This is a genomic window from Acidobacteriota bacterium, assembly GCA_033549365.1.
GTDB lineage: Bacteria > Acidobacteriota > Aminicenantia > Aminicenantales > Saccharicenantaceae > JAWSUF01.
This window is the reverse complement of sequence record JAWSUF010000002.1, coordinates 482,728-497,363: the sequence shown is the minus strand read 5'-3', so window position 1 is coordinate 497,363 and position 14,636 is coordinate 482,728. Positions and strand designations below refer to the sequence as shown.

Sequence of the window (14,636 nt, the reverse complement as noted above, 5' to 3'; positions counted from 1 at the left end):
TGCATTTCTCCCGGTGTCCAATCGCTCGGCAAGGTCTGTGTCGTAAGCCACAAGACCGATACCGGGTTAAGAACACGGATGGTGCCCTCAATTGATAAGCGGACATCGTCAGAGCTGTTTTCTTTTCAGGAGTTGGGCGTTGACCGCCACGACCACCGTGCTCGCCGACATGAAAACGGCGCCGAGCGCAGGCGTCAGCAGGATGCCCTGTGCGGCCAGGACCCCCGCCGCCAGCGGAATGGCGACGATGTTGTAACCCGCCGCCCACCAAAGGTTTTGGAGCATCTTCCGGTAGGTGGCACGGGACAGCGCGACGATCTTGGGGATATCGCGTGGGTCGGAGCGCACGAGCACGATGTGCCCGGCTTCAACGGCAACGTCGGTCCCCGCGCCGATGGCGATCCCGATATCGGCGGTGGCCAGGGCGGGAGCGTCATTCACTCCGTCGCCCACCATGGCTACTTTTTTCCGCTGAGCTTGGAGCTCCCGCACCTTGGACGCCTTATCCTCGGGGAGCACTTGGGAGAACACGATGTCGATGCCCAACTCTTCGGCGACGGCATCGGCCACGGCCTGAGCGTCTCCGGTGAGCATGGCCACCTCGATTCCCCGGTCGTGCAGTTTGAGAACGGCCTCACGACTCTCTTCACGAATGGCATCGGCCACAGCGAAGACCGCCAGGGCCTTGCCGCCTCGAAGCAGGTAGATGGCGGCCTGACCCCGATTCGCCGCTGCTTCGGCCGCGGCTCGAAGTGATTCCGGCACCTGCGCGTTCTCGGCCTCCAGGAGCGCGGGACCACCCATGTGATAGTCAATCCCCTCGACCGAGGCGGCAACGCCCTTGCCGGTTATGGCCCGAAATCCATCCGCCCGGGGCACATCCAATTTTCGATCCTCCGCCGTCTTCACAATTCCCCGGGCGATGGGATGTTCGGACTCCGACTCCACCCCGGCGGCGATTCGAAGCGTCTCCTCCTCCGACTCTCCTTCCGCAACCGCCGTTTCCACCACGCGGAATTCCCCCAATGTCAGCGTTCCCGTCTTATCGAAGATCACGGTGTCCAGATTCCGCGCTTCATCGAGCCCTCGCCGATCCCGAACGAGAAGGCCGTTTTGCGCACCTAGGGACGTGGAGATGGCGACGACCAAGGGCACGGCCAGGCCGAGAGCGTGAGGGCAGGCGATGACCAGGACCGTGACCACGCGGACGACGGAGAAGTCGATGGATGCCCCCAGGAACTGCCAGACAACCAACGTGAGCACCCCGGCGGAGATGGCCACGCCGGTCAGGATCCGGGCTGCACGGTCGGCCAGGTGCTGCGCCCTGGATTTGGATTTTTGCGCTTCAGACACGAGCCTCATGATTCCGGACAGCTTGGTCTTTTCCCCTGTGCCCGTGATTTCCACCCGAAGCGAGCCCTCGCCGTTGATGGTCGCGGCGATGACGTCATCCCCCTCCCGCTTCTTCACCGGCCTGGATTCTCCGGTGAGCATGGCCTCGTTGAGGTCGCTTTCGCCCTTCCGGACGATCCCGTCCGCCGGAACGCTCTCGCCGGGGCGAATCAACACAATGTCGCCCTCCCGGAGCTCGCCGACAGGCACCGTCTCCTCGCCCTGGTTCGTCACGCGGGTCGCGGTATCCGGGAGGAGCTTCGCGATCTCCTGGAGCGCCCCTCGAGCCTGAGAAATCGAGCGCATCTCGATCCAGTGGCCCAGCAGCATGATGGTCACCAGAGTGGCCAGCTCCCACCAGATCGCATCCGCCCGAATCAGTCCGAGCTGCACCACCCACGAGAAGATGAAGGCCACGGCGATGGCGAGGGAGATCAGGGTCATCATGCCCGGCAGGCGCTCCCTCAACTCCCGCAACCCGCCTTTCAGAAAGACCAGGCCGCCGTAGAGGAAGACCGCCGTCCCCAGGACGGGGGCGATCCAGTCGGAGCCCGGGAAGCGAGGCGCTCGATAGCCCAGCAGCATCTGGATATGCGCCGACCAATAGACCACAGGAAGCGTGAGCAGGAAGGAAAACCAAAATTTATCCCGGAACATCCCCGGGCTATGGCCCTCATGTTTGTCATGGGCGGCATCCTCTTTGATCTTGCCGCCGTGGTCCGGGCTCATCGCATGGCCGGCCTGCGGATCATCTCTTGTCTCAACGTGCTTCACGGCGATCCTCCTTGGGCTAAAATTCCATGCGCCCGGCGGACGGGCGTCCCGGCGTCAGTCGGAAGCCGAGGCCAAGCCGGATTTACGGATGGCTTCGATATCGTCGATCTCGACGGGTTTGGGCCGGCCCAACCGGCGGTGACCGTCCCGGGTGATCAGAAAGTTCTCCTTTTTGCGGCGGCCGCCGAAATTCCGGTACATTTCGTGCGTGTCATAGTTGTTGAAACTCGTCAAATCGGTCTCGTGGCCGGAGCGAATCAGCGCCGCGTCTCTTCCCGTCTTACGATAAATCCGGATGTTCCGACATAAACAAGAAAACGGCCGTCTTCCCGGGACATTTGATACACGGAATTTCCATAGACCGTGTTAACCAACGGCGACTTGTGACCGAACCGGTAAAGATAACGCCAGAAGGGGTGATCCTCGTTCTCGACAAGCGAAAAGACGGTCGCCTCCCTGGAAATCTCATCCTTGGCTTCGATATAGCGGCTTCTCAAGCGGGTCAATCGGTAACGGGTGTGCCAACCCAAAAAATTGAGCCCGTTGGCCCATTTCAGAATATCCCCTTCCAGCATCCATTGGTCACCGCTGACAACGTATCGCTCGGATATCTCGGCTTTATCGGGTCCGAATTGCGTCAGCGTCAGGAGGCTCGTGGCGCCGGATTCTCCGGCTTGAGTCACGATCCGGGCAACGGGTTTCCCATAGGTGAACGCATGGTAGGCCCGAAAGAAAAATCCCATAAAAAGTATCATTCCGGAAACGGAGATCCAGAGAAAGATCAACACAAGATTTCGCAACCCGGCCCAAAGTCCGGGCGGCGCCGAAGCTTTGCTGGAGGCTTTGCCGATCAACCGACGAATGCGGCGATATAGATAAATCAGGACAAAAAGGAAACCCACAAGAACGCCCAAGGCACCGGCATAAATCGGCCAATCCTGGACAAGACTCGACATAGAACCCATTCTCTCTAGACATTATCATAAGCCCGGCTGCGTTCCCCTGTCAATCGTGCCGTGGGCGGAGGCGCGCCGGAAAATATGAAGCCGGACCTTGTGACAAGGAATGGAAGATGTTTCGCTTTTATCGTAGAATGTCGAGAAATCGGAAAAGGAGGAGCCCATGACCATAAGAGCCGCGGCGGTAACGATTCTGACCGCATTCCTTGCCATGATCCTATTCACGGCAAGCTGTGCGCCCGGACCCAACACCCTCGAAAAAACAGCGGACGCAAAAGGACAGACCGCGGGATTCTTTCTCGGTCTCTGGCACGGCTTCATCTCCCCGGTCACGTTCATCGTCTCAGTATTCACCCGAAATGTTCGCTTCTACGAGGTCCACAACAACGGGACCTGGTACAATTTCGGGTTCGTTCTCGGGGCCGGGCTTTTCTTGAGCGGAGGAGTTTTGGGACGCAAGAAAAAACGTTGACACAGCCTCCCCGTGTTATGCTATTTTAACGGTCGACAGCGGAGAAGGCCATGACAACATCAGAATTCGAGGTCCGCGAATACCGGCCGGAAGATCAGGAGGGCGTCCTCAATCTTCTGAGGGAGCTCGAGGACGAGATCAGCGAGAGATTCGAAGGTGTCGAAATCCGATCGGTCGAGGACGACTACATCCATCGTTATCTCAAACCGGAACATAAGTACAGGACGTTCGTCGCCCTTTCCGGCGGAACCGTCGTTGGATATCTCATGGGCTTTCCGTCTTTAGGCGCACCGGAAATCGACGACATGTCCGACGTTCTGCCGCCCCTCCAAACTTGGAAGCCCAAAGAGTTCTATCTGAAAATCACTTATGTCTCGAGGCCGTTCCGCCGGCGCGGGATTTCCACGGCCCTGCATCGGGCCGTCATTCAATACGCCCGGAAACAGGGTTTTCAGGAAGTTTATGCCTGTATCGCCAAGTGGAACGAACCCGAACTCGCCGTCCTCAAAGTTCTCGATTTCGAAATGAAGGACCTCGGCTGGCGTTTCCGGACGTGCTTAAAGCTGACGTAACCGCGGACGCCTATTTATCTAGCCCCTCGTAGAATTTCCAGCGGGGCTTGAAGCCGGGGGGAAGGTCCTGCCCGACCAACTTGGCCCGAAGGAGCTCGATCGGAATGCTGTTTTCCTTCAGGACGGCGTCATGGAATTCCCTGGCCGTCATTCGGCCCGAATCCACAAGCTCTTTCGACAACGCGCGGAGCTGAAGTCCGCCGGTCAGATAGGAAATTTGGGCCAGAGGGCGCCCGCCATAGGCCCTTCCGCTGAGATGGGCTTTCACCTCGACCTCGGCCAGCGCGCGTTCATGACCGACCCGGTCGACGAGCAGGTCGATCGCCTCATCGACGCTCATTTTCCCCAGGTGATAGCTCATGGAAAAGATGATCCGGGCGCAGCGGTGCATCCTCCAGAAAAGCATGCCGATCCGGTCTTCAGGGGATCGCTGAAAACCCATGTCCCAGAGCCGCATTTCCCAATAGAGCGGCCAGCCTTCACCGTAGAAACTCGTCTGGAACGGGCGGCGGTAAGTCCGGTGGCGGGCCGCCATGAACCCCTGGAGGTTGTGGCCGGGAACAAGCTCATGATGGACGACGGCGCGGGAGAAGTGAGGGTTGTTTCCGCGCAGCGTGGAGATTTTCCGCTCGAACGGCACGGCATCCGCCGGGTAGGCCACACTGATGACCTCGCCGCCCGTAAAGAACGGCGTCGTCTGTTGCCGTTCGAGCGGCATCATGTCCATGCGGATGAGCTCCTTGACCATCGGCGGGATGGTCACGGCCTCGTGCTCTTCGAGAAAATCGATGGCTTCAAAGGCGAGAAACCGGATCAGCTCCGGCTGACCGCCGGGCTCCACATGGGCATCTTTGACCCGTTCCATGGCTTTCATCCAGTCGTCGCCGAATCCCATTTCACGGGAGGCGGTCAAACGCTCCTTCTCGCACCACTCCAATTCCTTCCAACCGATGGCCAGAATCTCTTCGGGCGTGTAGGGAATGAATTCGAAGGCCAGTTCTTCGAGGAGAACGCCGCGTCCGACGGGATCCTGAATGGCATAAGCCGCCGCTCCGGGCGGGCCTTCCCCCAGGACCTTTCGGAGCGCGGCCTCGTGAGACCGGAGGGCGGTATCCGCAGCCTCGTAGGTCTCGGACGCCCACCAGGTGAACAGGGGATCGTAGCCGTTGTAAAAAGAAAACCAGTCCTTGAGACTTCGGCGCAGACTTCCGGCCATGGAAACGGCCTGCCTCATGGCCGTCTTATCGGCTTTCGACCCTGCGGACAGAGCCCGTTCAGCCCGGGCGGCTTCGGCCCTGATCCTGTTCAGCTCGGCGGCCGCAGCGCGGCCTTCCACCCAAATCATGCGTTTCAGGTCGCGGGCGAGAGCCAGGATGCCTTCGGCATAAGGCAGAACAGGAAGGGCGGCGCGAACGGTCTGCCGTTCTTTTTGAAGCGCCTGCCGGTCCCGGTGAAGAAGGTTCTTGAAAAGCAGAAAATCGATCCGCCCGTCAAGGCTCAGCCCGTCAAAATCGACGCCGTTCAACAGCCCGAGCCATTCCCGGAGAAAGGCTTCCATCCGCTCGAAGCGCTCAGGCGAAAAGGCAAGGTCATAATGCCGTTCCAGGGACCGCCGGTCGGCCGAAAAACGCTCGATCCAGGGTGCGAGTTCGCTCGTTTCCACCATGATTTCCCCGGACGACGGCCGGGTGACCGTCCGATCGCCGGCCTGAACTTGAAAGAACGAAAGCCCCACCGCAATCAAAAGAATGGCCGGAACCCAGACTCGGGCTTTTTTCTTCATCGTCACCTCCGTTCAGAATCCCGGCGGCCGGGCGACGTTGATCACGTCATCGAGAACCGCCGGACGGTTCGAATCCTAAAGTCCGGCGGCCGTGTTGTCAAGAAGTGCCAGAAATCCATATGTCACTGTGATTTCGATATGCAATGTTACTCATGACGATAAGTCCGGATATTGCCGACAGTAACATGTATAACGAGATTTATCTCCCGCCCCGGACGTTGTATGATATAAGAGGCGTACAAGCATGAAAGGCTTCCGGATTTGATTGAAAAGAATTTCGATGTTCCTTTTATTGCCGATCTTGCTCTTCATGAAAAACAGATCCAGCAAAACTACAGGCCGATCATCGCCGTTCACAAGTGGTTTGCACGACGGCCCGGAACACTTTTTCGGGGGTTGTTGCTGTCCGAGTTCTGCGATAACCCTTTAAGGGACATCTATTTCAAGGGAAACAACTTAAAAGAGAAAAAAATCGCCGATCCCTTCATGGGCGGCGGCACACCTCTTATTGAAGCCAACCGCCTGGGATGTGACATCTTAGGATTCGACATTAATCCTATGGCCTGGTGGATCGTCAAACAGGAGATCGAACGTCTCGACTTGGATCAATACATCCCTGCCGCCGATCATTTGCGGCTGAAACTGGAAAACACGATCGGTCATCTCTATCGCACTCAATGCACGCTCTGCGGCAATGAGAAGGCTCATGTCAAGTATTTTTTATGGGTTAAAACCATCTTCTGTCGAAATTGCCGAGAGCCCGTCGATCTGTTCCCCGGATACCTGTTGGCTTCCGATTCCCGGCACCCCAAGAATGTATTTGTGTGTCCGGCTTGCGGACAATTGACGGAGTCCACCGATCGAAAAAATCCGGGGACATGCGGGCACTGCGGTCGAAGTCTCGGCCGGGACGGCCCGGCCAAGCGGGGACATTGCTTATGCTCCGGATGTCAAACCGTAAACTCCTTTCCCCAAAAGGCATCGGGAGCGCCGCGGCACCGTCTGTTTGCAATTGAATATTTTTGTCCTTTTTGTCGAGAACGACATGCCGGACGATTCTTCAAGTCTCCGGATCTTCAGGATTTGGCAAAGATGTCCGAGGCGGAAGATCGATGGGCAGGGATGCCCGCAGAACATGTCCCTGATGATGAAATTCCATCGGGAGACGAGACAAACCGTCTTCACAGATGGGGATATAAGAAATATCGGGATATGTTCAATCCCAGACAACTTCTCGGTCTCGATCTGTCCGCCCAAATGATTTTCCGATTCAAGGATGAGCGTGTCCGAAACGCTCTCGCCACAAATCTTTCGGATCTCTTGCGCTACCAAAATATGCTTTGCCGATATGACTCGGTCTCCCTAAAATCGTTAGACGTCTTTTCCGTTCATGGATTTCCTGTGGGACTTATCCAGTGTGAATCCAATCTTATCGGAATCACGGATCCGGATAGCGGCCAATTGATCGGCAGCGGCGGATGGGCCAATATCATTGAGAAATTCCGAAAGGCGAAAGCCTATTGCGACAGCCCGTTCGAAATTCGGCGCCGGGGGCGGACAAAGGAAACCGTCCCGATTCCGGGAGAATGGATCGGTGACGAATCTCAAGACCACGATCCGGCAAAAAAAAGGAATGTCCGGCTTCTTTGTGAAGATGCCGCTCAAGTTGAGATTCCCCGGGACTTCTTGGACGCCGTCTTCACCGATCCCCCCTATTTTAAAAATGTTCAATATGCAGAACTCATGGATTTCTGCTATGTATGGCTTCGCCGTCTGATCCATGTCGAGAATGGGGTTTTTTCCAGTCCTTCGACCCGCAGTCCTTATGAATTGACCGGCAATGAAGACATGGGCAGAGGACTCGACCACTTCAGTCAAGGTTTGTCATCCGTGTTTCAGAAAATGGCCGCGGCTCTCAAGCCCGGGGCGCCTCTCGTTTTTACATATCACCATAATGATCTGGCGGCCTACTATCCCATCGCAGTTGCTGTTCTCGACGCCGGCCTGACCTGCTCGGGATCCCTTCCGTGTCCGGCGGAAATGGGAGCATCCATTCACATCAATGGAACAGGTTCATCAATCATTGACACCGTTTTCGTTTGCCGGTCGACCGGAGCGTTTCCCCGCAAATGGATCGTCGATTCCATCGAGGGCGTCGCCGGACTCGTCGATAAAGATTTGGCCGGGCTCCAAACCGGAAATGTCAGGCCGACTCCCGGAGACATGAGATGTATCGCCTACGGCCATCTTACTCGATTGGCGATTTGGAACCTCCGCACGACATGGAACAGAAATGCGGATATCCAAACACGCCTGTCGACGGTCTCATCCTGGTTGGCGAAATTCGGCGGTTGGAATGACATCGAAAGACGGCTTCGCAATTATAATGAACCATTTCGAGTGACCCCTTTATTTGCAACACGTGAAAACATGAAAGAATATGGAGAAGATCATGGCGATATATCCTTTTGAAGCCGACTGGGATGAAATCCTGAACAATGCGGACGCCTACGTCGATGCCGTTTTTTCCTGTCTGGAGTCGGAGTTTCTCGTCATGCCGAAAGGCGTCGGGTTTATCGCCTATCCGGTATTCGAAAGGGGATACGAAGCCCTGAAAACAGCGACAAAAGGCTTCTCGAATCTTGAATCGTCACAGGTGTTGCTTACGATCATGAATGAACCGATCGCCCTGGTTGTACTTCGTTCCATGCTTGGGTTCACACCGTCGGAATGGGGTTATGTGACGACCCAAAGAACCGGAGTGTCCGTTTCCCAAGGCTTCGTCGGATCCCTTGACAGAAAGATCCGAATGGCGCCGGAGACATCTCTCAAATCGAGCAAATCAACGTATCCCCGGATTAAAGCCTTGGTGGATACAGCCTGCCTTCTCCTCGCCGAGGGCATGCCGCCCGTTGAGAGAAATCTGTTGCATCGTTTGGACAAAGCCGATTCCAAACTCGGACTCGAAAGCCTGAGGCATATCGCAGGCATCGGGGTTCCCTATGCCAGGCTCCTTTACGAACGGTTTCTCGGAAGACCTTTTGCAGGCCACCGGGATTCGATCAGCGAGTTGATCGGCGACAGTCTGGAATCCGCCATCGAAGATGTGCTGGTCAAGGCCGGCATCAGTTACAGGAAAACGAAGCGAGCCGAGCGCATCGAAGGATTCGATCAAACTCCTGATTTTGTTATCCCAAGCGAATTCAACCCCCAGGTCGTTATTGAAGCGAAAATCACGGAAGATGACGGAACCGCGCGGGATAAGGTGACACGCATTCAGCATCTTGGAGAATTGAGTCTTGCCGGCCGTTCCGCGGAAAATCCGAAATTCGAAGTCATCGCCTGCATCGGCGGGCGGGGATTCGGAGTTCGCAGGGAAGATATGAAAAAGATGATCCTCGCGACCCGAGGGAAAATCTTCACGATCAAGACTCTGGACCGCCTCATTTCATTTTCAAGGCTTAAAGACTTCAAGACTCTATAGAAAAGAGGTCACCCGAGTTAGTCTCGCCGGATATCGGCGCTCCCCCGAAGCCGTCAGAGCCCGGAAGATTCCAGCCAGGCCAGGAGAAGAACGATCAGGGCGGCGACGGGAACGACGACAAACCAATGGTTGGCCTTGAAAAGTTTCGGAAATGTGATGTCGCCGAACCGCCCCAGAACGAGAATCCGTTTGAAACGAGGGAAAAGAGCCGCGAACAGCCCGGCTCCGATCATGATTCCGGCGATTCCACCGATCAGAGCGTCTAGATAGCCGTTTCCCGCAGCTCCGGCGATGGTTCCCGGGCAATATCCGAGCACGGCGAACCCGACGCCGAACACAAGGCCCCCCAGAAGCGACATCCCGACCGAGCCGACTTTCGGATGGAATCGGACCCATCCCAAAGACTTCATCGCGTGGATTCCGACCATTCCGACGACGACGGCGGACAGCATGATCTTGACGACGGTGAAATCCCGGAGAAGAAGCTGCCCGATGATGACGTCGTATTTGGTGGCTCCTCCCTTGTGGAGAAGGAATCCAAAGACGACTCCCGCAACAAGTCCCAGTCCGAGCTGGGCTTTTTTATTGGCATGCAGAGTTTTCAACAGCAGGTCCATAATCGTCCCCCCCGTCTTATCCGAGAACCCGGAAAATCAACCAGGCCGCGGCGATGCCCCCGGCAAAAAACGACAGGGCCGCAACCCAGCTGCTCACCGCAAGCTGCATCGTGCCGCTGATGCCGTGACCGCTCGTGCAGCCGCCCGCCCAGCGCGCCCCGAATCCGAGAAACACGCCTCCGGCCAGAGCGACGATCAGACGCAAGACGGGCGACGGACCGAAAGCGGCGACCCAGACATCCGGCACCCAGACCCAACGGAAGTCCCCGGAAATCGCCGCCGAGATAAAAGCCCCGAGAAAGATCCCCAGGACGAGCATCCACTCCCAGTCGACGACGGGAGGAAACTGCTGGTAGTAGGGTTTGGCCGCGGCCTTGTCGCCGCGGATCTTTTTTTCGATCATCCCGGCCGTCCGGGAAAAGGCCGTCGAACAGCCGATGGGCTTGTCCGAAAGCAGGAATGTCAGCCAACTCAGAAAACCGATGCCCGCGCCGGCCGCATAGGGCGACCAGCGCGCTTCAAACAACCATTCCATATCGCTCCTCCCTTATTTTTTGGTCAGAGGCGCCCCCAGCGCCCGATATCCCTTGATGCCTCCGGCCGAGTTCATGACACCGGCGAAACCGCGCTGTTTCAGCATGGATGCGGCGACACTCGAGCGGTTGCCGCTGCTGCAGAGAACCACGATGTCGGCCGAACGGGGCAGCTCTTTCCAGCTCGTCCTGATGTCCTGGACGGCCATGTTGACCGCGCCCGGAATATGGCTTTCCTGAAATTCGAGCGGGGCGCGAATATCCAGAAGAATGAAGTCGGCCCGCCGTTCGACCATCTCGCGGAGAGCCTCCGCGGAAATCTGCGGGACGGAGGACGTCGGATATCCCGCGGCGGCCCAGGCGCTCATGCCTCCGGCCAAGTATCCCTTGACACCATCCACACCGACCCGCCGGGCCCAGGTTACGGCTTCGACGGCCTGGGTGTATCCGTCGGCCACAAGATAGACCGGCTTTTTCCAGGGAATCAGCCATCCGACGAAGGTCGGGAAGTTGCCGGCCAGGCCGATGTTCCAGGCCTTGGGAATATGCTGCCCGCCGAAGGCGTCGTAATTGCGGACGTCGAGGACAACGGCGCCTTTTCCGGAAGTTTTCTTCATGAACTCGGCGGGATTGAGTTCGAGGAGATCGGGAAGCTTTTCGACCCGGACGGGTCCGCGGCGGTTGATATCGCTGCAGCGGCTGAAGTGGTCGGGCGCCGGCGGCATGTTCGTGGTCAGAGACCGGATGAATTCGGCTTTGTTGCGGATCCGGAGCGCGGGGTTGTATTTCTTCTCGTAGCCGATGGTGCTTCTCTGCTTGGCGCTCATGCTCCGGCCGCAGAGCGATCCGGCCCCGTGGGCGGGATAGACTTCGCAGAAAGCGGGCAGCTTCAGGAGCTTGCCGTGAAGGCTGTCGAAGAGCTTTCCGGCCAGCTTTACGGCCATGTCGGGAAACAGGTCGGGGCGACCGACGTCGCCCACGAAGAGCGTGTCGCCGCAAAAGACGCCGTCCGGGTCCCGTCCCCTGTCGGTATCGGTCACGACATAGCTTCCATGTTCGGGGGTGTGTCCCGGCGTATCGAGGAAATCGAACTTCAGGTGTTCGATCATGAAGCTGTCTCCCTCGGAGAGAGGGACGTGAGGGAAGGCGCATTTGGCGGTCTTCGGAGCATAGATCCGAGCGCCCGTCCGGGCGGCCAGGTCCATATGTCCCGAGATGAAATCGGCATGCAGGTGGGTCTGCAGGATGTGGGTGATCTTCAATCCCCGGGCCCGGGCCTCGCGGATATAGACATCGACATCCCGGCGCGGGTCGATGACGGCGCAGGTCGCCTCGCCTCCCACGATATATGAACTGTGGGCGATTTTCTCGACGAAATCATGAAATAGATTCATTAAAACTCTCCTTTGCGATCCAAGTGTTTTTTATAATATAACATATCCGGATCAGGCCTCAATAAAAGGCAAAGATAAGCCCGACAGCGACGGCGATAAAAATCACGGTCAGCCCGCCTCCCGCCCGCAGGTAATCTCTGTTCCGATATCCGCCCGGTGACATCAGGAAAGCGTTGACCTGGTGGGTGGGGAGAATGAAACTGTTGGATGCACAGACGGCGACGAGAAGCGCCAGCCCCCGGGGATCGAGCCCCGCCAGATCGCCCAGCACCACGACCAGAGGAATGAGCAGGACGGCGGCCGCAACATTGGACATGAAGAGCGAAAAGAGCGTGGCCAGAACGGCGACCGCGACATAAATCAGGACCGAGGGACTTCCCTGTCCTGCGGCCAGGATCTGGCGGGCGATGAATTCCGCGGCACCAGATTTTTCCATGGCGATACCCAGGGGAATCAACCCGCCCAGAAGAACGACGGTTTTGCCGTCGACGGCCCGGTAGGCATCGTCGATGCGGATGACCCCGAAAAGCACCATGGCCGCGGCCCCCGAAAGCAGGCTGATGGAGAGAGGTTGACCCGCCAGGACGAGCGCCATGGCCCCGGCAAAACAAAGCAGCGCTTCGAGAGGTTTTTTCCGGATCCGGGGACCGCCCTCGACGGCGGCCGCTGAAATGAAGTTTTTCCGGTCGGCCATGGCCGAAATCCGGTTCCAGTTCCCATAGACGACGAGGATGTTGCCGACCTTCATGGGAACATCGGAGAAATCCCCCCGCTCGACGGATTCCCCCGTCAGCAAAGCCAGGGGCTCGACACCGAACGTCTTGCGGATGGCGGCTTCCCGGACCGATTGTCCGGCGATCGGCGAGTGAGGCGGGATGACCATCTCGGCGAATCCCGTCTCATCCTCGGCCCGGACGGCGTCGAGAAGGTCGGAATCGGTCACGGAACGAAGACCGAAGTCCCGGATAAACGCCTCCGCTTTGTGCGGCTCGCCCATAAGAACGAGGTCCTGTCCGGGAGCGAACCGGGTTTTCCGGTTGGGAGCGAACAGGATCTCGGAATTTTCCCTGAGGGCCAGCAAATGAAGCTCGTAGTCGATTTCAGGCCGGATTTCCTCCCGGCTCTTCCCCGCAAGACGGCTGCCGGCGGGGATTCGACAGGCAGTCAGAGAAGGGGACAATTCCCAGGTTTCCGCAATTTTGGCCCGGACCGGCTCAACGCTCTGTTTAGAAGAGGCTGCAGGGAGGAGACGCTTCCCGCCTATCAGGAAATACAAGAGACCCACTGCCAGGAGAACAAGTCCGATCGGAGTCACACTGAATAATGTAAAAGGCGTTTGCCCGGACTGTTTCAGAAGATCGTTGAGGACGATCAGGGGCCCAGAACCGACCAGGGTCAGGTTTCCGCCGAGGATGGCCGCAAATCCCATGGGCAGGAGGATCCGGGAAAGCGGAAGATCCATTTTTTTGGCCAGACGCGTGACGGCGGGCAAAAACAGCGCCGCGGCGCCGATGTTCTGCATAAACGAGGAAGCCAGTCCCGTGGCCGCCGATGCGGTGGCGACGACGCCTTTTTCGGTCGAGCCCGAAAACTTCAGAAGCGGCGCGGTTGTCTTTTTCATGATGCCGCTCCGATTGATGCCTTCACTCATGACCATGACGGCGATTACCGACACGACGGCATGGCTGGCGAAACCGGACAAAGCCTGGGCGGGTGTGACGAGACCCAGCCAGGCCAGAATTAAAAGTACGACAAGCGCGACAAAATCGACCCGAAAAACTTCAAAGGCAAAGAGAATGACGGCAAGGGCCAGGACACCGAGAGTCAGGCCGATCTCAGGCGTCATCCCTCATCCTTTCCGGCTTTTCCATCGTGATCAATTTCGGGCCGCGACAGTCGCGGACACAGAGGCCGCAGATGAACTGGCTGACACAGCCTTTTTTGCGGAACTCCTTGAGTTTTTCGTAGCAGGCGAGATGGTCGAAGTCCTCGCGCCTCTCTTTGATGGCGCCGGCCGGGCAGGAGGCCAGACAGGCTCGGCAGTCGCCGCAGCCGCGGATCAAAGGCATGTCCGGTTCGACTGGAAAATCCGTGAGCACTGTGACCAGACGGATTCGCGAACCAAATTCGGGATTGACCAGAAGATTGCTGCGGCCGATCCAACCCAGACCGGCCGCGGCCGCGACATGTTTGTGGGAAAGATGTGCGGTCTGCTTGTTCCAGTCGATAAGCTGAGAGGCAGCGACGGCGACCGCCCCGAAACCCAAACTCTGGATATGATCGGCCAGGAGAAAAGCCCCCCGGTCGAGGAAAAAATTCACCTGCCGATAGTGGTGAAAATACAGCGGGGTCGGATGGTCGCGAAGGTCGTCGAGGACGGCATCGCTGAGGCGTTTGCCGAGTGAAACGGCCCGATCAAAGCGACCCCGCGTTTCCGGTTCAAGGATGAAATCGTCCTTCATCGCGGTCCCATCGGCGATGCCGAAAAGATCGAATCCCAGATCCAGGGCCTTGACCTTCAACTCATCATAAGCTTTCGATCGCCCGTTTTTTTCCATGGCATCATCCATTCTATCGGCGTCCGGTTCGGCCTGTCAAACGGACATTTGTTTTCTTTCGGGGGTTGTGCTATATACCTTTTCCATAGGTCCACGAG

The 14,636-nt window shown here is 57.7% G+C and carries 14 protein-coding genes; 4 read left to right on the top strand and 10 right to left on the bottom strand.

The genetic code is table 11. The annotated features are described in order from the left end of the window. Positions 1 to 108 precede the first annotated feature (108 nt). From SCM96_04990 to SCM96_04980, 3 genes are all read right to left on the bottom strand, one after another. Positions 109 to 2,049, bottom strand: coding sequence for a copper-translocating P-type ATPase (locus SCM96_04990; protein ID MDW7759979.1), 1,941 nt, complete (start codon positions 2,047 to 2,049; stop codon positions 109 to 111). A 171-nt stretch (positions 2,050 to 2,220) separates the two neighbouring features. Then, a complete protein-coding gene (locus SCM96_04985) occupies positions 2,221 to 2,400 on the bottom strand; it encodes a hypothetical protein (GenBank protein ID MDW7759978.1) in 180 nt (59 codons plus the stop codon). A 23-nt stretch (positions 2,401 to 2,423) separates the two neighbouring features. Then, positions 2,424 to 3,122, bottom strand: a complete 699-nt coding sequence (locus SCM96_04980; GenBank protein MDW7759977.1) for a hypothetical protein — start codon at positions 3,120 to 3,122, stop codon at positions 2,424 to 2,426. Between the two features lie 166 nt (positions 3,123 to 3,288). Here SCM96_04980 and SCM96_04975 point away from each other — a divergent pair, with 166 nt between their 5' ends. Next, positions 3,289 to 3,597 (top strand): hypothetical protein, encoded by a 309-nt coding sequence (locus SCM96_04975; GenBank protein MDW7759976.1) that lies wholly within the window; start codon positions 3,289 to 3,291, stop codon positions 3,595 to 3,597. A gap of 50 nt (positions 3,598 to 3,647) precedes the next feature. Beyond that, positions 3,648 to 4,169, top strand: coding sequence for a GNAT family N-acetyltransferase (locus SCM96_04970; protein MDW7759975.1), 522 nt, complete (start codon positions 3,648 to 3,650; stop codon positions 4,167 to 4,169). A 10-nt stretch (positions 4,170 to 4,179) separates the two neighbouring features. Here the strand turns inward: SCM96_04970 and SCM96_04965 are convergent, their stop codons facing one another. Both SCM96_04965 and SCM96_04960 read right to left on the bottom strand, forming a co-directional pair. Next, complete coding sequence (locus SCM96_04965) at positions 4,180 to 5,952, bottom strand: DUF885 family protein (GenBank protein MDW7759974.1); 1,773 nt, start codon at positions 5,950 to 5,952, stop codon at positions 4,180 to 4,182. Positions 5,953 to 6,489: 537 nt separating this feature from the next. Beyond that, on the bottom strand, positions 6,490 to 6,660 hold the full coding sequence (locus SCM96_04960; protein MDW7759973.1) for a hypothetical protein: 171 nt from the start codon (positions 6,658 to 6,660) through the stop codon (positions 6,490 to 6,492). A gap of 753 nt (positions 6,661 to 7,413) precedes the next feature. On the opposite strand from SCM96_04960, the gene SCM96_04955 reads away from it, so the two are divergent. Both SCM96_04955 and SCM96_04950 read left to right on the top strand, forming a co-directional pair. Then, entirely contained in the window at positions 7,414 to 8,424 is a 1,011-nt protein-coding gene (locus SCM96_04955; GenBank protein MDW7759972.1) for a hypothetical protein, read from the top strand. After that, on the top strand, positions 8,405 to 9,436 hold the full coding sequence (locus SCM96_04950; GenBank protein ID MDW7759971.1) for a hypothetical protein: 1,032 nt from the start codon (positions 8,405 to 8,407) through the stop codon (positions 9,434 to 9,436). Before SCM96_04955 ends, SCM96_04950 begins: the two co-directional genes overlap by 20 nt. 53 nt (positions 9,437 to 9,489) lie before the next feature. Here the strand turns inward: SCM96_04950 and SCM96_04945 are convergent, their stop codons facing one another. From SCM96_04945 to SCM96_04925, 5 genes are read right to left on the bottom strand one after another with little or no spacing between them, the layout of a single operon-like run. Next, complete coding sequence (locus tag SCM96_04945) at positions 9,490 to 10,053, bottom strand: YeeE/YedE thiosulfate transporter family protein (protein MDW7759970.1); 564 nt, start codon at positions 10,051 to 10,053, stop codon at positions 9,490 to 9,492. A 16-nt stretch (positions 10,054 to 10,069) separates the two neighbouring features. Further along, positions 10,070 to 10,588: a YeeE/YedE thiosulfate transporter family protein gene (locus SCM96_04940; protein ID MDW7759969.1), complete on the bottom strand. Its 519-nt coding sequence runs from the start codon at positions 10,586 to 10,588 to the stop codon at positions 10,070 to 10,072. A gap of 12 nt (positions 10,589 to 10,600) precedes the next feature. Beyond that, on the bottom strand, positions 10,601 to 11,980 hold the full coding sequence (locus tag SCM96_04935; GenBank protein MDW7759968.1) for an MBL fold metallo-hydrolase: 1,380 nt from the start codon (positions 11,978 to 11,980) through the stop codon (positions 10,601 to 10,603). Positions 11,981 to 12,038: 58 nt separating this feature from the next. Further along, complete coding sequence (locus tag SCM96_04930) at positions 12,039 to 13,826, bottom strand: SLC13 family permease (protein ID MDW7759967.1); 1,788 nt, start codon at positions 13,824 to 13,826, stop codon at positions 12,039 to 12,041. Beyond that, positions 13,816 to 14,538: a hypothetical protein gene (locus tag SCM96_04925; protein ID MDW7759966.1), complete on the bottom strand. Its 723-nt coding sequence runs from the start codon at positions 14,536 to 14,538 to the stop codon at positions 13,816 to 13,818. Before SCM96_04925 ends, SCM96_04930 begins: the two co-directional genes overlap by 11 nt. Positions 14,539 to 14,636 lie beyond the last annotated feature (98 nt).